25 protein-coding genes are annotated in these 16,010 nt (G+C 56.6%); 12 read left to right on the top strand and 13 right to left on the bottom strand.

Annotated elements, in window-relative coordinates:
* Nucleotides 1-93: 93 nt before the first annotated feature.
* From ACIQYF_RS14025 to ACIQYF_RS13970, 12 genes are all read right to left on the bottom strand, one after another.
* Nucleotides 94-423, bottom strand: a complete 330-nt coding sequence (locus tag ACIQYF_RS14025; RefSeq protein ID WP_402862488.1) for an HNH endonuclease — start codon at nucleotides 421-423, stop codon at nucleotides 94-96.
* Between the two features lie 35 nt (nucleotides 424-458).
* Complete coding sequence (locus tag ACIQYF_RS14020) at nucleotides 459-638, bottom strand: hypothetical protein (protein ID WP_402862485.1); 180 nt, start codon at nucleotides 636-638, stop codon at nucleotides 459-461.
* 71 nt (nucleotides 639-709) lie between these two features.
* On the bottom strand, nucleotides 710-904 hold the full coding sequence (locus tag ACIQYF_RS14015; RefSeq protein ID WP_402862483.1) for a hypothetical protein: 195 nt from the start codon (nucleotides 902-904) through the stop codon (nucleotides 710-712).
* A gap of 3 nt (nucleotides 905-907) precedes the next feature.
* Entirely contained in the window at nucleotides 908-1,240 is a 333-nt protein-coding gene (locus tag ACIQYF_RS14010) for a phage holin, lambda family (protein ID WP_402862480.1), read from the bottom strand.
* Between the two features lie 132 nt (nucleotides 1,241-1,372).
* Complete coding sequence (locus ACIQYF_RS14005; protein ID WP_402862477.1) at nucleotides 1,373-1,732, bottom strand: hypothetical protein; 360 nt, start codon at nucleotides 1,730-1,732, stop codon at nucleotides 1,373-1,375.
* A gap of 163 nt (nucleotides 1,733-1,895) precedes the next feature.
* Complete coding sequence (locus ACIQYF_RS14000) at nucleotides 1,896-2,576, bottom strand: hypothetical protein (RefSeq protein ID WP_402862474.1); 681 nt, start codon at nucleotides 2,574-2,576, stop codon at nucleotides 1,896-1,898.
* Between the two features lie 5 nt (nucleotides 2,577-2,581).
* The gene (locus tag ACIQYF_RS13995) at nucleotides 2,582-2,797 is read right to left on the bottom strand and encodes a hypothetical protein (protein ID WP_402862471.1); all 216 of its coding nucleotides are present in this window, start codon (nucleotides 2,795-2,797) and stop codon (nucleotides 2,582-2,584) included.
* A 2-nt stretch (nucleotides 2,798-2,799) separates the two neighbouring features.
* Nucleotides 2,800-4,095: a tyrosine-type recombinase/integrase gene (locus ACIQYF_RS13990; RefSeq protein ID WP_402862468.1), complete on the bottom strand. Its 1,296-nt coding sequence runs from the start codon at nucleotides 4,093-4,095 to the stop codon at nucleotides 2,800-2,802.
* Nucleotides 4,092-4,301: a hypothetical protein gene (locus ACIQYF_RS13985; protein ID WP_402862465.1), complete on the bottom strand. Its 210-nt coding sequence runs from the start codon at nucleotides 4,299-4,301 to the stop codon at nucleotides 4,092-4,094. Before ACIQYF_RS13985 ends, ACIQYF_RS13990 begins: the two co-directional genes overlap by 4 nt.
* Nucleotides 4,294-4,989, bottom strand: a complete 696-nt coding sequence (locus ACIQYF_RS13980; protein WP_402862462.1) for a replication protein P — start codon at nucleotides 4,987-4,989, stop codon at nucleotides 4,294-4,296. Before ACIQYF_RS13980 ends, ACIQYF_RS13985 begins: the two co-directional genes overlap by 8 nt.
* Complete coding sequence (locus ACIQYF_RS13975; protein WP_402862459.1) at nucleotides 4,986-5,759, bottom strand: DnaT-like ssDNA-binding domain-containing protein; 774 nt, start codon at nucleotides 5,757-5,759, stop codon at nucleotides 4,986-4,988. The genes ACIQYF_RS13980 and ACIQYF_RS13975 overlap by 4 nt, the downstream gene beginning before the upstream one ends.
* A 257-nt stretch (nucleotides 5,760-6,016) precedes the next feature.
* Nucleotides 6,017-6,211 carry a Cro/CI family transcriptional regulator gene (locus ACIQYF_RS13970; RefSeq protein WP_019829105.1) on the bottom strand — a complete coding sequence of 65 codons (195 nt, stop codon included), beginning with the start codon at nucleotides 6,209-6,211 and terminating at the stop codon, nucleotides 6,017-6,019.
* Nucleotides 6,212-6,320: 109 nt separating this feature from the next.
* Here ACIQYF_RS13970 and ACIQYF_RS13965 point away from each other — a divergent pair, with 109 nt between their 5' ends.
* From ACIQYF_RS13965 to yejK, 11 genes are all read left to right on the top strand, one after another.
* On the top strand, nucleotides 6,321-7,133 hold the full coding sequence (locus ACIQYF_RS13965) for a S24 family peptidase (protein WP_402862455.1): 813 nt from the start codon (nucleotides 6,321-6,323) through the stop codon (nucleotides 7,131-7,133).
* Between the two features lie 27 nt (nucleotides 7,134-7,160).
* Complete coding sequence (locus ACIQYF_RS13960; RefSeq protein ID WP_095021058.1) at nucleotides 7,161-7,292, top strand: YHYH domain-containing protein; 132 nt, start codon at nucleotides 7,161-7,163, stop codon at nucleotides 7,290-7,292.
* A 37-nt stretch (nucleotides 7,293-7,329) separates the two neighbouring features.
* Nucleotides 7,330-7,575, top strand: coding sequence for a hypothetical protein (locus tag ACIQYF_RS13955; protein WP_095021057.1), 246 nt, complete (start codon nucleotides 7,330-7,332; stop codon nucleotides 7,573-7,575).
* Nucleotides 7,576-7,622: 47 nt separating this feature from the next.
* Entirely contained in the window at nucleotides 7,623-7,856 is a 234-nt protein-coding gene (locus ACIQYF_RS13950; protein ID WP_402862450.1) for a hypothetical protein, read from the top strand.
* 85 nt (nucleotides 7,857-7,941) lie between these two features.
* Entirely contained in the window at nucleotides 7,942-8,409 is a 468-nt protein-coding gene (locus ACIQYF_RS13945) for a DUF6932 family protein (RefSeq protein WP_402862447.1), read from the top strand.
* Nucleotides 8,403-9,377, top strand: a complete 975-nt coding sequence (locus ACIQYF_RS13940) for a hypothetical protein (protein WP_237149512.1) — start codon at nucleotides 8,403-8,405, stop codon at nucleotides 9,375-9,377. The genes ACIQYF_RS13945 and ACIQYF_RS13940 overlap by 7 nt, the downstream gene beginning before the upstream one ends.
* A 177-nt stretch (nucleotides 9,378-9,554) precedes the next feature.
* Nucleotides 9,555-9,800: a hypothetical protein gene (locus tag ACIQYF_RS13935; RefSeq protein ID WP_237149513.1), complete on the top strand. Its 246-nt coding sequence runs from the start codon at nucleotides 9,555-9,557 to the stop codon at nucleotides 9,798-9,800.
* A 452-nt stretch (nucleotides 9,801-10,252) separates the two neighbouring features.
* Nucleotides 10,253-10,636, top strand: coding sequence for a LuxR C-terminal-related transcriptional regulator (locus ACIQYF_RS13930; protein ID WP_402862443.1), 384 nt, complete (start codon nucleotides 10,253-10,255; stop codon nucleotides 10,634-10,636).
* Nucleotides 10,637-10,966: 330 nt separating this feature from the next.
* The gene (locus ACIQYF_RS13925; RefSeq protein ID WP_402862440.1) at nucleotides 10,967-11,314 is read left to right on the top strand and encodes a hypothetical protein; all 348 of its coding nucleotides are present in this window, start codon (nucleotides 10,967-10,969) and stop codon (nucleotides 11,312-11,314) included.
* 81 nt (nucleotides 11,315-11,395) lie between these two features.
* Complete coding sequence (locus tag ACIQYF_RS13920) at nucleotides 11,396-11,578, top strand: hypothetical protein (RefSeq protein ID WP_402862437.1); 183 nt, start codon at nucleotides 11,396-11,398, stop codon at nucleotides 11,576-11,578.
* 147 nt (nucleotides 11,579-11,725) lie between these two features.
* Nucleotides 11,726-12,733, top strand: coding sequence for a nucleoid-associated protein YejK (gene yejK / locus ACIQYF_RS13915; RefSeq protein WP_402862434.1), 1,008 nt, complete (start codon nucleotides 11,726-11,728; stop codon nucleotides 12,731-12,733).
* Nucleotides 12,734-12,769: 36 nt separating this feature from the next.
* Here the strand turns inward: yejK and ACIQYF_RS13910 are convergent, their stop codons facing one another.
* Entirely contained in the window at nucleotides 12,770-13,360 is a 591-nt protein-coding gene (locus ACIQYF_RS13910; RefSeq protein WP_402862431.1) for a hypothetical protein, read from the bottom strand.
* A 466-nt stretch (nucleotides 13,361-13,826) separates the two neighbouring features.
* On the opposite strand from ACIQYF_RS13910, the gene ACIQYF_RS13905 reads away from it, so the two are divergent.
* Entirely contained in the window at nucleotides 13,827-15,872 is a 2,046-nt protein-coding gene (locus ACIQYF_RS13905) for a DNA cytosine methyltransferase (protein ID WP_402862428.1), read from the top strand.
* The last annotated feature ends 138 nt before the right edge of the window (nucleotides 15,873-16,010 follow it).

Raw genomic sequence — 16,010 nt, 5'->3', positions numbered from 1 at the left:
AAAAGGCCAAGACTTTTGACCCTCCCCCTCCCCGTGAGCGCGAATCGCTCTCATTTGGTCGAATTTCGCTGTTTTTTCGGGGTTTTTCTGCTTTCAGCGCCTCGCATTGCCGAATCCGCCGTCTTCGGCGGCCGTCTTGGCCGAGTGGCACGGTCCGCACAGGCTCTGCCAGTTGGTCTTGTTCCAGAACAGAGCCATGTCGTTCTTGTGAGGGATGATGTGGTCGACATCGGTGGCCACAACCACCAAACCCCGTGCCGAGCAGTGAAGACAGAGCGGATGCTTGGCAAGGAACCCAGCACGCGCCTGCTGCCACTTGTAGTTGTAGTGTCGCTTGGTGCTGCTCTCCCGAGGCTTGGCCCGGGCCGTGCTCTTCAGTAGGTGAACATGATCATCACAGTAGCGAGGGTTGCGCGTGAGCACGTTGCAGCCCTGAGCGTTGCATGGTTTCTGCGGCCTCAGCGGCATAGCGTGCCATCCATGTAGGTCAACGGCGCCGAGTCAAGGTCTTCACCCTGGTCCTCTGCCAGCGCCTGGATCAGTACCACCTGGTTGCTTGCGATCTGCCTCAGCAGCTCGGTCTGCACATGCTGCTCGACCAGCATCTGCTCTAGCAAGGAGGTCACGGGCTCGCTCATAAGCAACTGCACTCCACTTCTTTATCCAGTCGCGCCGGGCGGCGCATACAGTGCATCCCATCACCAGCAACCTACTTGTTCAGCTTCGGTTGCAGCACGACCCGAGCAATCATCACCAGGAGCCCCAGCACGCCATAGGCAATAGGTGGCAACACGGCCTGAAGTGACGGCATCAGTTGCTCAGCAACTCCAAGGGCAGCGATTGCACCACCAGCCTGAACGCTGGTCATGCTCAGCGCTTGTTTCCAATTGTCGATCAGTTGCATGGGTCACTCCTGCCGCTTGGGCAATTTGAAGTCGGTGAATCGGTCAGCCAAGGCAGCAACCTTTTTCACGCCGAGGGTGCCGATACAGGCTCCGACGGCAGCTGCAAGGCTCGATGGGAGGTTGAAGTATTCGAGCAGCGGGAATGCCCCAGCGGTGATCGCGCCACACAGGCATGACTCAAGCAGGGCCTGTCGCCGGCTACCTCCACCGTAGATGACACGCAAGAAGGCGATCCAGCACGACAGCGCAGCGGCATAGAACATTGGGGCGTTCTGGCTGAGCCAGGCCATGGCAATGAGCCAGGTCTCTGGATTCTTCTCTGGCATATGTGACATCCGGCATCCTCCCTTGCGGGGAGCGAGATAGGTTCGGCCCCAACAGCACTCCCAGCTCGGAGCAATGGGTGTGATGGAGCCGATAACGAAAAAGCCCCGCACGATGGCGGGGCTTTGGTATTTCTTGACATCTTAAGCGCGTGCTTCGCAACCTGGACGCGATGTATCGATTACCAGGTCGCCTTCAACACGGAAGCCGATCATCCCGAACAAGAAGGAATGGTTCAGCTGAGTCATGACAACATCAGTAAGGGCTACTGCGCAGGTATCCTGCTGGATTGCGTTATCCATCGCCGTTTTCATATTTGGGATGCCTGTTGGGAAGATAATTACCGGGTAATTATCCTCGCCAATCACGCGCTTACCCTTTACGAATTTTGAGGCGTTGATGTTGTAGTTCTTGGTGCTCGCGACTGTCATGTCAGCAACACGGAGAGTACAGCCCGAGGTAGCAACGGCTGCAAGAAGTAGTGCAATGGCGGCTTTTTTCATGAGTCCCTCCTGAATTGGGGCGGGAATATATCAATTAGCCACTATTACAAACAGAATTTTTGCCACAAAAAAGCCCAGCTATTAACTGGGCTGCGGATGTCGCATCTCATAACGCGCAACATCGACATTATGGGGTTAATTTACGATCAAAGCGCCACTACGGTCAAGCTGCTTCTACGAAAATTTCTTCCATGTCAAAAAGCTCGGTGGCGTGCACTACTGCGGCCTCTTCCAACCGCTCAAGACACCGGGCTATTCCGGTCTTCCAGCGGCGCCGGGTGGACTCTGGTTTGCCCTCCGTATCCCAAGTATTCATGTCGTAGAACTCAGGCGGCAAAACAATCATATCGGTGGAACGTTTCACGTACTGGTTACGCTCGACCTTCACTTCGGTCTTCCAGCCAGACGCAATCTTCTTCCCAACAGCGGCATGTTCTAGGTCTTCCCGCAGCCCACGACTGACCACTTCACGACCGCCGCGCGGCGCAACATGCACGCCCTTTAGTTTAGGGATCGCCCAAGCGGTCACCGCCTTATAAATGAACAACTGAGGCGCTGGCGTTTGAATCCGATTGATGAGCCGGCCGATTGCCGCGACTTTATTCGCATTGTGCGTCGAATACTTGGCAACAAGGACATCCCACTGGGCCGGAGCTAGACGACTGTGCAGCAGCGCATACAGACAACAGTCATAGTCGAACTTGTCTCGCACCGAGATGCCGGCGCCCTGCCCACCTGAGCGCAACTCGGCATCGATCAGTTTCTGCCAGCTCTGCTTGGTGGAGTTGTCGATGTTGTCTGCCGCAAGCACACGCACCAGGGTGCCCATTACGTCTTTGTACATACCCATCACTTGATCTCCAACGCTACTGACTGGGTGGACTTCAAAGCCCGCACACCACATCTGGCCAACACCATGTTCTGGCAGGCATGAATAGCGCTGCAGAACTCTTTCTGCTCCATCGGGTGTTCGATGGGCAGCTTCAGGTATTCACTCCAAGCATCCCCCAGCATCTGAGCAACCTTGGCTTCTTGATCAGTCAACTCAGCAGCTGCGGTGGCCATTTTTAATCCTCTACTGTGGTTGTTTTCTGAATAGCGCTGCGCGCCACGCCGTTAGCGGCTTCCAGCGCATTACCGGATTCTCCGAATCTAACGCCTGTCTGCCCGTGGATCAGGCTGAAACCCTTTTGGTCTAGATGGGCGTGCCACTTCTCCAGCGCGTCACGCTTGCGACTCATCACATCCGACTGGATGTACACCTTCACGCTGTGACCCATCGCGTGATTGATCAGCAGCTCACCGATCAGGTGGTCGATGCCGAGGTCTGCCCAACCGGTACGGGCCACCTTGCGCAGGTCGTGACTGGTCCACTCACCCTTGCCCAGCCGAGCGAATACAGCACTGGCCTGCCCTTCACTCAACGCCTTGCCATTGCGAGCCGGGAACAGGTACTGGCCGTCATAGCCGCGGGCGGTTTGGGTGTCGCGGTACTGGATCAACAGGCCGCGCACTTGGTCGGTCAGCGGCAGGTGATGCTCCACGCCGGTCTTGGTGTGTTCAGCCGGAATGAACCACTCCCGTTCGGCCAGGCTGATATGCGACCAGCGCGCTTGCCGGGTCTCCCCGATCCGGGTGCCGTGGCACAGCATCATCAAGGCCAGCATGGCGTCAGCGGGTTCATTCGCCATGACCGGGGCCAGCTCGTTCAGCAGGTCCTGCAACTGCACTCCTCGCAGCCGAGAGGGCTTTATGCCGCGCTTGGCCTTCGAGAAGTCGCTGAACTTGATGCCTGCCATTGGGTTGGTCGAGATCCAGCCCAGCGTTAACGCCTGACGGAATGCCGAGGCCAGTAACTGGAACGCCAGGCGCACGTAATCGATGGAGAGGGTTTCCTGCAGCGGCCACATGAGCAGGTTGTCGAGGGTGGCCTTGTTGACCTCGGTCAGCGGCAGTCCGCCCAAACGCGGCAACAAGTGGCACTTCATGGCCGAGGCCCCGGTTGTCTTTCGCTTGGCCGACAGGTTGCGGTCTAGAGCCATGCGACCGGCATACCAGTTCAGCAGCTCGCCCGTGGTGACCCATTGGGAAATGGTCGAGCCCGCATCAGCTGATACACGCAGGCGCACGGCCGGCAGCGCTGCCAGTACCTGCTTGGCGCTCAAATCAGGGAAGGCACCGATGCGATGCCAGCGGCGTTTGTTAAGCAAGTACCAGGAGCCACGGGTGCGGTTCTTGGAGAAGCGAAAGTGCAATGCTGGGTGACCGGCATCCCTTAGGTCGCGCACATGCTCAAGCTTGGCATTTCGACCAATCTCCGCGTCCGACAGCTTCACGGTCAGGGTTTTGATTTTGGTGTTCAACGGTCACCCTCCTGTCGGGGCTGCTGGTGTACAACCTCGTAAGTGGTTGGCCACATCAGGCGACCAAACGTGTGCGCCACGCTTTCATGCTCGAACAGAGCCACGGCGCGGTCTGGGCTGTGGCTCAAGTCGAGCTTGTAGGAGCAGCAGTGAACAGCCCAGCGGTAGGCGCTCTGCTCCACCGGAGCCAGGTGAGGATTAGGCATGCGCTGCACCTCCCGAGCGCATGGCCCGCAGTGCCGCCAGAGCCTTGTTGCCCACTTCGGGCGAGCTGCGTTCAATGGCCCGTGGCGGCAAAGCCAATGGCATTTTCTGCAACGGCAGGCCCGCCAGAATGCGACGCACCGTGATCGTGTAGTTGCGCTCAAACAGCTTGATGCTCAGGTCGTGGGACAGCCGGTTGAGGTTTTCAAAGCCGCACTCTTTGGCCGTATGCCACACCGCGTCATGAGTCCACTTGGCCTGACCAGCCATCGACGGATGCGCGTTACGGCAAGCCTCGCGGTGAGCCGCAGCCAACCTCGGCAGGCCGAGTATTTCCGCTGTCGGTGTGCACCAACCGATAAACACACCCACGTTCGGCACAAAGTCCTTGGCGGCTTGGCGCGCCTGCAACAGGCCGAAGCGCAGTTGCTCAGTGCTGCAGATCCCGGCCTCAAGAAACCCGCGCATCCACTGCTGCTTGGCGGCTTTGTAGGTCGCCATATCCGGCCAAGCCTGCTTCCACGCTGGGAAGATCGAACGCAGTTCGCGGAACAGGCCGTTGATGACCTTGGCCGTGGCCTGGGACAGTTCTGCGGCGGGCTGAATGTGTTCGCTTTCACCGGCAGCGATGAACTGGCCGGTCTGCACCTTGGCCCACAGGCCGGTGGCGATTACTGAAACTTGATTCATTGGGTGGCCTCCTGATGCAGCCAGTCGGTGTTTTCATCGTCAAAGGGTTCGTCAGTACGGGACTTGCCCGGGAAGCGGCTGACGTTGGTTCCGGCGGTCTTGACCTGATCACGCTGTACCCACTTGACCAGCATGCTCACCCATTCAGCCTGGGTGTTGATCACACCCTTCGGCTCGTAGTGGCAGGTGAACAGGGCAATCACCGCTGGAGTGAACAGAGCGCCAGACAGGCCAACGTGAACGGCATAGGTTTTTAGGATTTCTGGATCGGGCAACCAGTCCAGGGTCATGGCGACCATTTCCCGAGGGTCGAACGGTTCGAGCGCGTTGGGTGGGTTTTCTCCCTTACATTCCCCTTCCCTTCCGGGGGTGAGGGCTCGTCTAGGCTCTTGCGATTCCTCGGCGAGGGCTCGTCGAGCATTCTCCGAATCAGCGTCGATAGTCAGTCGATATGCAGGGTGTTTAATCGTCGGCCGATCGATCTTTTGATGCTTCCAGCCGCTGACGTGCAGGTACTCTTTACCCGACACCTCGTAGAGATCGATCAGCCCATTTGTTGACAACTCGGCGAGCAATTCAGCGACTTTCGCCGAGGTGATGTCATCGCCTGGGAACACCAGTGCCTTCAGGGTCTTGGCCGACATGGGGTGATTGCCCGCGTCGTCGCAGAAATTCCACACACCGATAAATAACAGGCGCGCCAGAGGACTGCATTCCATGACCTGTTCACTGGTCCAGAATTCGGGTTTGATCGTGCGGATACGGGCCATTACACGGCCTCCTGTGCGGTGGTCGTGGCAAGTAAGGGTGCAAGGCGAGGTCTCACGTCAGCGGTGTTGCGTGATGAGAAAATGGTGCACATAATGGCCCCCGAAATAAGTTGTGAAGAAGCCGGTCTAGCCACCGGCTTTTTTTTTGCCTGCGATTTGGTAACTGGATGGATTAACAGCTAATCCGAGGTGCTGTTGGGTGAGTTCGGAAGGATTGATAATTCACGTCCCAGATAGCTCCTTGCAGTGGGGTTGGGTTAAGCGGCGGATTTTTGGGACGGAAATGGGCGCTGCTCCAGCGCCGAGAGGCTCCCATCTTCGTTACAGGTCACGACTACATCGCGACCTACGCGAATAGCTTTGCTCAGGGCACCCTGGGTGCAACCAAGCATCTGCGCAGCCTTGGTATGGCCGTACTCTTTAGCGAAATCAGAAAGCGGGATACGACGCATGTCGACGGCCTCAACATAATTACGAGCAACGAGTATGACCGCCGGTATTGTTTTCAGTCAATACCGGCGATATTGGCTGGCTGAATACCGCAGGTAATATGATCCATCCATGATTAAAGACTCTCGAAGACTTCCTCTTGCCGACTGGCAGCTGGAAGACAGTGATCGCCTGAAAGCAATTTTTCAGAAAAAGCGCGGGCAACTGAAGCTCACCCAAGAAAAGATCGCCGCCGAGCTGGGTGATGGAGTAACGCAGGGCGCTGTTAGCCACTTTATGAATCGGCGCACAGCTTTGAGCCTACGTGCTGCAGCAGTATTTGCCCGTATGCTTGAGGTTCCAGTGGCTGAGTTCAGTCCTGTCTTAGCCGAGCAACTTGAGAAGATGAGTTCGGCGTTGACACCGCCTCAGGACTCTTCCCCATCCAAGGATTCAGTGCTGACTGCTCCGGCTGCCAACACTCCTTTCCCTGCCGGCGATGACGTTAAGGCTGTAGATGACAAGTACGCCTTCATCCCTCAGTACGATGCAAGAGCAGCTGCTGGCCTTGGAAGCGAAAACTCGCACGTTGAAATTCGCTCCACTCTCGCTTTTAAGCGTGACTGGCTGAGAATGAAAGGCGTGAACCCACAGAACCTGATTGTCATCTACGCCGAAGGCGAAAGCATGTGGCCAACGATCAACGACCGCGATGTGCTGCTCGTTGATAGATCAAGAGTCGAGCCTACCAGCAAGCACATATACGTACTGACCAGCACTGACAACGGCACAATCGTAAAACGCCTGATTCAGACGGCTATGGGCGATTGGATCATACGTAGCGACAACAACGACGAAGAATATCCGGACCGCACGCTTTCGCGGAGCGAGTTCAACGAGCACCACATCCTAGGCCGAGTCATCTGGCGTGGCGGGGATTTGTAGTTTTTCAATAACCACAGGAAGTGCGTCATGAAAATCTTCACCTTGATACTGGCTGCTGCACTGGCGATAACTTCTGTGTCCGCTATCGCGCACGGCGGGCGCACCGATAAGCAGGGATGCCATAACGATAAAAAAGCTGGCACTAGACACTGCCACTGATCCTCTCCCTGTTCATTTGAAGCCAGGAGATCGCCTTATGCCCCTAACGAAACCCAATCAAGAACTGAAGCGCGACCTGAAAGAGGCCGCTGCCCTACTCAAGTGGTCAGGAGTGGATTTATTCACCATCTCTAAAAGGTTGCTCGATGCCGGGGATGAGATAGGTGCCGCCGAACTGATGAAGATCGCATTGAGCTACCAGGCGATCGAGGACAAGCTGGTGAGTTATGCGGATGAGGTGAAGTCTGGTCGGGTTAAGCGGAATGCGGAACAAAGCGGATGAGGTGAAGGCTGGATGATTTGGCGCGGTAACGACTTTCAGGGGGATTCATGGAGCTCAATAAACCAGAGCAGGATTTGAAGCGCGACCTACAGGGCATCGCCTCCGACCTGAAGTGGTCAGCCGTAGAGCTGAAGAGGATCGCTGAGCGACTGAGCCAGTCGGGGCATGAGGCGGATGCGCAGGCGGTGCTGAAGATGTGCACCGTGTTTCAGGCTGGGGAGGATCGGCTGGCGTGGTATGTGGCAGATATCACGAGTGGGAAGATTGTGCGGGAAATATAAATTAGACGGCTCAGCGGGGATTTTTAGGGTCGCTGCGAAACTGCACACCATGCACGGAATATAATTAGAGCAAGGGGGATGCGCTTTGCCTTTACCAGAGCTTGATAAGCGCGGTTTCCTGCCCGAAGGATGCCATAGGGCGTCATGGGATGAGATCAGGACGACCTTCTGCTTCAGCGGTCACCGCCGAAATCTCATGAAGGAATTTCACCGCTTTATAGACACAGAGCTAAGACCCGCAGGTAGCGGTCTGTCGCTTATCGTCGCAGGGAGCTTTATCTCTGATAAGGTGACACCAGGCGATATAGAATCATCCATACTCATTCCAAACGCAGAGCTCGCGGCACGCGCAGATCTTTTGCGCATCGGCTCCCCAGCAGAAAATGCCCGCATTAAGTCCACTTATGGAATGGATTTTTATGTGACTTTGGACCTCGCCGGGCACAACGATTTCTATAATTTCTTTCAGTACGTTGGCCCAAAAGCCGCCGGAAAGAAGAAAGGCTTAAACGAAAAGGACCGGCGCGGGATAATTGAGGTTTCACCATGGTGACCTGGGTAGATCAAGTTCACAAAAGAGCTTCAGCTTTTCAAGGTCAGATTGCGGCCGCAAAAGCTGCGGAAGCCGGCACGGGGATCGATCTCTCAGGGATGATTGACCTCTACCGCCTAAAGCTTGAGGAAATGTACCTGGAGGAGATGCCGCTCGCCAAAATAATGGATACCTCTGATTTGGTATTTCATGCTGAGGGGCCGTCCACCTTTGCTGGGGAGCCTGGCCTAAGAGCTTTCAACTGGCTGTGTGTTTCTGCAGAAAAACAGTTGCGCATGCTCGCTAAGGCGATCTTCAATTTGACCGACCTAGATGCCAAGAAGCTTGCCAAGAACCTTGATCTGCGTTTTTCAGGGTTCGCGCCTGGCAGTATCTATGCCGGCTTTTCCATCGCCCCTATGGCTTCGATCATGGATAGCGATGAGCCAGAGTCTGTACACGAGGCCATCAAGTTCGCCATCCGCCAACTTCCGACCATTCCTGAGTTCATTGACGACGAGTCGCTCAATCTTGGGATTGCAGAGCTAATACCTGATCCAGCGATGCGCGATGCAAGCCTGGAGGCGCTGTTTAAGCTTTCACCTACTGGCAAAGTTGGAATTCATACGCTCGATATCTCGTCCCCTGACGCGGGCCAAAGCGAGCTTGGCAACCGCGAGCGCGTCGTCCTTCGGGATGCTCTTCGGAAACCAGTGACACTCAAGAAGAAGTTTGGAGAGTTTATTGGCGAGGTTCGCGAGGTTGATCTTGATTCCGGGAGATTCCATCTGCGCAATATTTCCGGCGTCGGCACTCTTCGCTGTGTCCTCCCGAGTGTAACCAGTGAAATAGGTCAGAAAATACTTGGTAGCGTTATCGCAGTCTCTGGTGATTATGAGTGTGACGCCTCAGGACGCCCCCGGCTAATGTTCGCCCATGACCTGAAGCTGGTTAAGGAAATGTCCGAACAACATCGGATCTCAGTCTAATTATCAAGCCCGGCCCAGCGCCGGGCTTCTTGTATCTGCCATCCTTGCAATCACCCGCACCCCGCCTAGACTCCAAGCACCGAGATTGAGGCTCCATCCTCTCGGTGTTCGCCCGCCCCTCCACAGGCGGGCTTTTTTGTGTCTGCTACGCTTTCCTCATCAACCAGAGGAGACACCATGGCAGCCCTTCCTGATGATCCAACCCCTGCCCTGCTCAGCCGCTTGAATCAAAATATCAACGCCTTGGGCTCAGCTATCGAAGAAATAGGACTCTGGATTGATCAGCGAGGCTCCGCAGAGACATCCCATCGAGTTAACGAGCACCTTGAGGTGCTGTCAGATAACAGTGACGCTATCGCAGAGCTGCTGGTTGATCTAATAGCCAGATGGGTACCAGAGAATGAGACTGATCCGGAAGACTGAGCTCGTCACCAGACGCAGACGGTGCTTTTGTGCATGTCACACCTAAGTAATACTCCCTAAGCATAATCGGATCAGCCAAAGGGATCTGGCTCCTTTTCTGAATGCCGGATTGGCGTCGCAATTTGATTCAGGCAACCGCGTTACGAGTACTTCAAGCCCGCCACTGAGCGGGCTTTTTTATGCCCTCCGAAAATACATCACCGGAGGTATTGACCAACACACAATACCGGCGGTATTGTTGCCACCAATAAAGCAAACCGAAGCGACCCGCTCTTTAACAACCTGCAGACGCACCCTGACGCCATACGGCACTTGAGTTCAGGGAACAGCACGCAATACAGCCTGCTTCCGTGACCGATAACTCGACACGCAAGGTTTGCTGGCAACACCGGACACTTTCACTGCTGCACCTGGGCAACCGGGTGCATCGGGAAAACAACCGAGTAGACATCATGGAATCGACAATCGTAGACGGTGCATGGAAGGGCCACCTCGGCCGAGGCCTTGCGCCACGGGAACTGCAGTTCGTGCTTTCAGTTGCCCAGGGGCTGACAGCCAAAGAAATCGCCAAGGTGTTCGACATTGCACCGGGCACCGTAGTCAAGCGACTGGCATGCGCCATGTTCAAGCTCGGCGTTCACCGCCAAGGCGCAATGGTTGCCGAAGCGATGCGCCGACAGATCATTACCCCGCTCTGCTTGATGCTCATCGCGATCATGGCAACTCAGGGGTTCGATGATGCCGGAATCTCTCGTCGTGATCGTCGCCCAACTGAACGCCGAGGCGGCGACCTAAGGATGGTGCGTCGCGCAGATTCATTTGACCTAGTTGGCTAGAGCCGCCAACCAGGTCATGGAGTAAACGGCGCAAGCGAGTCCGAGGGCGAAGATCGCCAGACTTGACGCATTCCGGGAAGCGCCGGACGTCTTGCGCATAAGTGACCGAACAACACGGAGGATTTGCAGCCATGCACAACTAACCTACCAGGGCCCGCCAACTTAGCGCGCCCCGGCCTTGCTCTCACGTACGGAGGCGTTGTTGAGAGCGCAACACAGCCCGGTTTCGACTGGGCTTCTTCACGCCTGCTTTTATTCGTCAGCACTCCATTGCGCACTACTGACAATCCGAGCGCTGACGAATAACCGCAACCCTGTCGAGGATCGACCATGCATCAATCTATCTTTCAACGCCGCGCCATTCTTGAAGGGTTGCGCGAGCGAGCGCGTCAGGCTACAGCCGACTTTTACCAAAAGCCCGGCGTCATGCCGCCACCCTTGGCGCCACTGATCGTTGTGAAGCCGAGCGGCAACAATACGTTCGCCCTCATCAATCGCGCTACTGGCGTGGTCGTCGCCGAGCGCTTCGGGCACAACAACGCAACCAGCCATGCGCGTGCGCTGGAAGCCAAAGCCAAGCAGTTCGACGTCAAGCAATTAGGGCGTGCGCTGAGCATTTGGGCTTTGCGTATTGGCGCAATCCTGACTGTGTTCGCCTTCTTCGGAAGTCACGTGTGAGGCGCGTCAATACCTCCGTGCGTCATCGCCTTCGTCAAATTCAACACCAACTGCCGCCAAGCGGAATTAAAGAGGTAGGCCGTGGCCAAAACTCCAACCGAACGGAAGCGCGATCAACGCGAGCGGGACAAGTTGAGTGCGCAGGAAAAAGAAGCGCGATTGCTGTCAAGAAAGATTGTCACATCGCTCTATCACAACGATGAAGCGGCGCTAAAGCGAACAATGGGGCGAACCGGAATCGACGAAGAGTCGGATCTTTTGTAGCGCTTCATTCGCGGCGCTGACCGCATGACCGATCAGCAATTGGCCGAGTTTATTCACCTGCCCTAACTGTCACGCCCTCATGTCACCAACAATAAACCACCTTGCTGCATCCGGTCACGGAGGGCGGCGCCATCCCGAGGTAAACACATGCCCATCCGCCACAGCATCATCCACCAGATCGACAAGAAGCCAGACGGCACTCCAGCCGTGCTGCACGTCAGCGACATCGAGCTGGTCGAGTCTCAGTCCACCGAAAACCTGCTGCAGGACCTGAACGAAGCCTACAACGCAAAGACTGGAAAGGGTTGGGGCTTCTTCCATGCTCAGTCCGGAGCCTACCCGCTCAGCGGATGGCTACAGGCCTATATCGAAGGCGGCGACTTCATCGAGTTCAGCCGTACTGCTATCGAGCACCTGACAAAGCTAATGGAAGAATCAAACCTCTCTGTTGGCGGGCACGTGCTGTTCGCTCACTACCAGCAAGGCATGACTGACTACCTGGTCGTTGCCCTGCTCCAGCATAGTGAAGGGGTAACCGTGAATGCAGATCTGAGCGTTACGCCTTCCAAGCATCTGGACTTCGGCAACATCAACCTGGCTGCCCGGATCAATATCTCGGAGTGGCGCAACAACCCGAAGTCGCGACAGTACATTTCATACCTGAAAGGCTCGAAGGGCCGCAAAGCAACCGACTACTTCCGCGACTTCATCGGTTGCCAGGAGGGAGTTGACGGCCCGGGCGAAACTCGCACTCTGCTCAAGGCGTTCAGCGACTTCGTGGAAAGCGAAGACCTGGGGGAAGAGTCGGCCCGCGAGAAGACCCACGCCTTGGTCAGTTACTCCATGGCCCAGGCCAAGCTGGGCGAGCCGATAACCATCGACGAGTTGTCAGAGCGGATCGATGAAGACCAGCCTAATATGTTCTCCAAGTTCATCCGCGACAAGGAGTACGGCCTGTCGGACACCATCCCCGCCGACAAGAAGACCCTGAACAAATTCAGGCGTTTCACTGGTCGTGCCGAGGGCTTATCGATCAGCTTCGAGCAGCACCTGCTCGGCTCGAAGATAGAGTTTGATGAAGCAGGTGGAACACTTACTCTCCGTGGGTTGCCATCCCAGCTGAGCGAGCAGCTCAAACGCGCGACTACCTCATAAAGCTGACATGCTAATTACTGAAGTTGGAGTCTAATTTTAATTAACATGCGTCCGAAGTACCTGCAAATTGATCGATGAGACATAAATAAGGGTGCTTGCTTCCTTGATAAAGGCATGCTCCTTTTTTGCAGATTCCTGATCGATTAAGCCATGGCATAAACTTTCTTTTTGCAGGGCCACTTCTAGGGTTGATCGCACCTTGAGAACCTCAATTAGAGTTTTTTCGCTAGGAAGTTTCAGTAAATCGATCGACATAAAAGATGCAAGACTGCTTTCAACGTAAGCAACATCCTCAGCACTTCTTGAGTTCGGAGAAATGTTTGCATGCAGGCGTTCGACTGCGAGAGCTGCGTTGTGAGTCATTGAAATAAGTCCTGAGATTAAAACTCTCTCATGTTCGGTTCGTTCTTTTTTTAATCTTCTTGATTCGCTGCTTGCTATATAAATGGCAACAAATATTGCCACTACAGAGCCCATTGCTTGTATCCAACCAGACGAATCGCTTGGCAGCCACCCTGACTTACTGAAGAAGCCGATCGATCCAACCGCAACCCACAATGCGGCTCCGCCGACGAGCAATCCCCAAACCGCCCAGAGGGTAGGCTCTAAGAACCTCTTCAAATGCATATCTTGCCGCTCCCGATCAGTCGCGGCACTTTGCCTTAAAGCGCTGCCGCATATCAACCCACCCTCCACCGCCCCGGCATAGGACGCCCCATGCCCACAGAAAACCGCATCGACTGCCCGACGCTGCTCGCCAGCGCCGCTACGGTTGCGCTTTTCTAGATCGGAACACCTTAGAGGCCGAAGAATATCCGATGGCGATCTCGACAATTGCCGCGATCCCAAAGACGGGGCCGAACGTGAATGACGAGGCGACAAACCCTATTCCTGCAAGGACCATGACGCCCTCGGTAATCCACTGAGTCTTTTTTGATAACGGCAGTAACCCAGACTCAATGAACCCAGCAACAAACCCGATTAAAAGCCCCGCGATTATTCGCTCAAGCATCGCTTCTCCAAACCGGCTCCATGCCGGGCCGAACACAAATACCCCACTTCAACGAATCACGCCAGCCGGCGAGGATCCCCTATGTCCGCACAACAGAAGAAACACCCCTTCGATTTCAAAACTCAATACGGACTCGGCTTCAGCACTCAGGACGATGAGATCGTTGTCGATTTCTTCTGTGGCGGTGGCGGCGCTGGTACCGGCTTGGAGATGGGTCTGGGCCGCGCGGTGAATGTCGCGAAGAACCACAGCCCCCAGGCGATCAGCATGCACACCGTCAACCACCCGGGCGCAGTGCATTACACGACCGACGTGTTCGAAGGTGATCCGGACACGGAATGCGGCGGCAAGGCCGTTGGCTGGTTCCATATGTCGCCAGACTGCACGCACCACAGCCAGGCGGCCGGCGGCCAGCCGCGCAAGCGTGAGATTCGAAACCTGTCGTGGATCGGCTTGAAGTGGGCAGGCAAGAAGAAGCCCCGGGTGATCAGCTTGGAAAACGTGAAACAGATTCTCCAATGGGGGCCGTTGATTGCCAAGCGCTGCAAGGTGACCGGCCGAGTAGTGAAGCTGGGTGGCGTCATCGCCGAACCGGGCGAAGTGGTTCCGGTCCACCAGCAGTTCCTGGTGCCCGACCCAAAACGCCGCGGGCAGACCTGGGCGGTGTTCGTGGCCGAGCTCCAGCACCTTGGCTATGTCGTCGAGTGGAGGGTACTGAAGGCCTGCGACTTCGGCGCACCGACCAGCCGCGAGCGATTGTTCATGATCGCCCGCTGCGACGACCAGCCGATCGTGTGGCCTGAGCCGACCCACGCTAAGCACCCGGCCAAGGGCCAGAAGAAGTGGCGCACTGCCGCCGAGTGCATCGACTGGACAATCCCGAGCAAAAGCATTTTCGACCGGCCGAAGCCGCTGGCACCGGCTACGCTGCGCCGGATCGCCAAGGGCATGAAGAAGTTCGTCATCGATGCCGCTGATCCATTCATTGTGCCGATCGCGAATTGGTCCGGGGAAAGTGTGCAGTCAGCGCATGACCCGCTACGCACCGTGACCTCCTGGCCGCGCGGTGGTTCGTTTGCCATGGCCAGCCCGATCATCGCGCCAGCCACGCATCAAGGCAGCGATCGCATCAACGACCCGCACGCCCCGCTGCCGACGGTGACCTGCGCGAATCGCGGTGAGTTGACGCTGATCAGTCCGGTACTGGTCGGAGCCGGAGGGCCCGAGTACAGCGGTAAGCCAACAACAGCGGATCAGCCTGCCGGGACGCTGATGACGCAGAATCACCGAGCGATCGCAGCGGCACACTTGGTGAAGTTCCGGTTTGCGGACGAAGGCAAGGCGCTCGACGAGCCGCTGCCGACCATCACCAGCGGCGGTAACTACCAGCGCCCGGCCGGCGCCACGCACGCCATGGGCATCTCTACGGTGTTCATGGCCCAGATGAATGGCGGGTTCAACACCACGGCTGCCAAGAGCATCGAAGACCCGATGACCACGGTGACCAACACCGGCAGCCAGCAACAGCTGGTCACCGCCAACCTGGTGCACTTGCGTGGCAACTGCGATGCACGGGACCTCAACGATCCACTGCACACCATCAGCGCAGGCGGTACGCATCACGGACTGATGACGGCATTCCTTGAGCGTCAGTTCGGCGCCAGTATCGGCCAGGGCCTGAACGAACCGGCCCCCACCATAACAGCGGGCGGAGGCGGCAAGAGTTCGCTGGTCGAGCTGCAACTCTCGCCAGAGGTTGAGGCCGGTGCGCTTAGGGTCGCGGCCTTCCTTATCAGTTACTACGGCACGGAGAATGTGAGCGACGCCAGCGAGCCTGCACCGACCATCACCACCCGCGACCGCTTGGCACTGGTCACAGTGACCATCAAAGGTACGCCGTATGTGATCGTCGATATCTGCCTACGCATGCTGCAACCCGCCGAGCTGTACAAGGCGCAAGGCTTCCCGGACGACTACATGATCAGTCACGGCGCCGACGGCAAGCCGTTCACCAAGACTCAGCAGGTGCACATGTGCGGGAACAGCGTCAGCCCGCCGCCAATGGCTGCACTGGCCAGAGCCAACGACCCCTGGCGTGCTGCTGAGCGCCAAGCAGAAGCCGCTTGAAGAAACTTTCATCTGCCGGGCATCACCCGGCAAGGAGAAACCATGACCGCCCTACGCCGAACCGTCCGGTTACGCGGCGCGCCCATGCGCCCGCTGGACCTTCAAACCATCTGCGATCAATGCAGCAGATCACGCGCC

This window comes from Pseudomonas sp. NPDC096917, from assembly GCF_044762555.1.
GTDB lineage: Bacteria > Pseudomonadota > Gammaproteobacteria > Pseudomonadales > Pseudomonadaceae > Aquipseudomonas.
Note: the sequence above shows the minus strand (reverse complement) of the source record. Positions and strands in the feature narration are given on the sequence as shown.

Coding starts and splice junctions, on each gene's coding strand:
- ACIQYF_RS14020 (WP_402862485.1), bottom strand. CDS start 638: ATGAGCGAGCCCGTGACCTCCTTGCTAGAGCAGATGCTGGTCGAGCAG.
- ACIQYF_RS14015 (WP_402862483.1), bottom strand. CDS start 904: ATGCAACTGATCGACAATTGGAAACAAGCGCTGAGCATGACCAGCGTT.
- ACIQYF_RS14010 (WP_402862480.1), bottom strand. CDS start 1,240: ATGTCACATATGCCAGAGAAGAATCCAGAGACCTGGCTCATTGCCATG.
- ACIQYF_RS14005 (WP_402862477.1), bottom strand. CDS start 1,732: ATGAAAAAAGCCGCCATTGCACTACTTCTTGCAGCCGTTGCTACCTCG.
- ACIQYF_RS14000 (WP_402862474.1), bottom strand. CDS start 2,576: ATGTACAAAGACGTAATGGGCACCCTGGTGCGTGTGCTTGCGGCAGAC.
- ACIQYF_RS13995 (WP_402862471.1), bottom strand. CDS start 2,797: ATGGCCACCGCAGCTGCTGAGTTGACTGATCAAGAAGCCAAGGTTGCT.
- ACIQYF_RS13985 (WP_402862465.1), bottom strand. CDS start 4,301: ATGCCTAATCCTCACCTGGCTCCGGTGGAGCAGAGCGCCTACCGCTGG.
- ACIQYF_RS13980 (WP_402862462.1), bottom strand. CDS start 4,989: ATGAATCAAGTTTCAGTAATCGCCACCGGCCTGTGGGCCAAGGTGCAG.
- ACIQYF_RS13975 (WP_402862459.1), bottom strand. CDS start 5,759: ATGGCCCGTATCCGCACGATCAAACCCGAATTCTGGACCAGTGAACAG.
- ACIQYF_RS13970 (WP_019829105.1), bottom strand. CDS start 6,211: ATGCGTCGTATCCCGCTTTCTGATTTCGCTAAAGAGTACGGCCATACC.
- ACIQYF_RS13965 (WP_402862455.1), top strand. CDS start 6,321: ATGATTAAAGACTCTCGAAGACTTCCTCTTGCCGACTGGCAGCTGGAA.
- ACIQYF_RS13960 (WP_095021058.1), top strand. CDS start 7,161: ATGAAAATCTTCACCTTGATACTGGCTGCTGCACTGGCGATAACTTCT.
- ACIQYF_RS13955 (WP_095021057.1), top strand. CDS start 7,330: ATGCCCCTAACGAAACCCAATCAAGAACTGAAGCGCGACCTGAAAGAG.
- ACIQYF_RS13950 (WP_402862450.1), top strand. CDS start 7,623: ATGGAGCTCAATAAACCAGAGCAGGATTTGAAGCGCGACCTACAGGGC.
- ACIQYF_RS13940 (WP_237149512.1), top strand. CDS start 8,403: ATGGTGACCTGGGTAGATCAAGTTCACAAAAGAGCTTCAGCTTTTCAA.
- ACIQYF_RS13935 (WP_237149513.1), top strand. CDS start 9,555: ATGGCAGCCCTTCCTGATGATCCAACCCCTGCCCTGCTCAGCCGCTTG.
- ACIQYF_RS13930 (WP_402862443.1), top strand. CDS start 10,253: ATGGAATCGACAATCGTAGACGGTGCATGGAAGGGCCACCTCGGCCGA.
- ACIQYF_RS13925 (WP_402862440.1), top strand. CDS start 10,967: ATGCATCAATCTATCTTTCAACGCCGCGCCATTCTTGAAGGGTTGCGC.
- yejK (WP_402862434.1), top strand. CDS start 11,726: ATGCCCATCCGCCACAGCATCATCCACCAGATCGACAAGAAGCCAGAC.
- ACIQYF_RS13910 (WP_402862431.1), bottom strand. CDS start 13,360: ATGCATTTGAAGAGGTTCTTAGAGCCTACCCTCTGGGCGGTTTGGGGA.
- ACIQYF_RS13905 (WP_402862428.1), top strand. CDS start 13,827: ATGTCCGCACAACAGAAGAAACACCCCTTCGATTTCAAAACTCAATAC.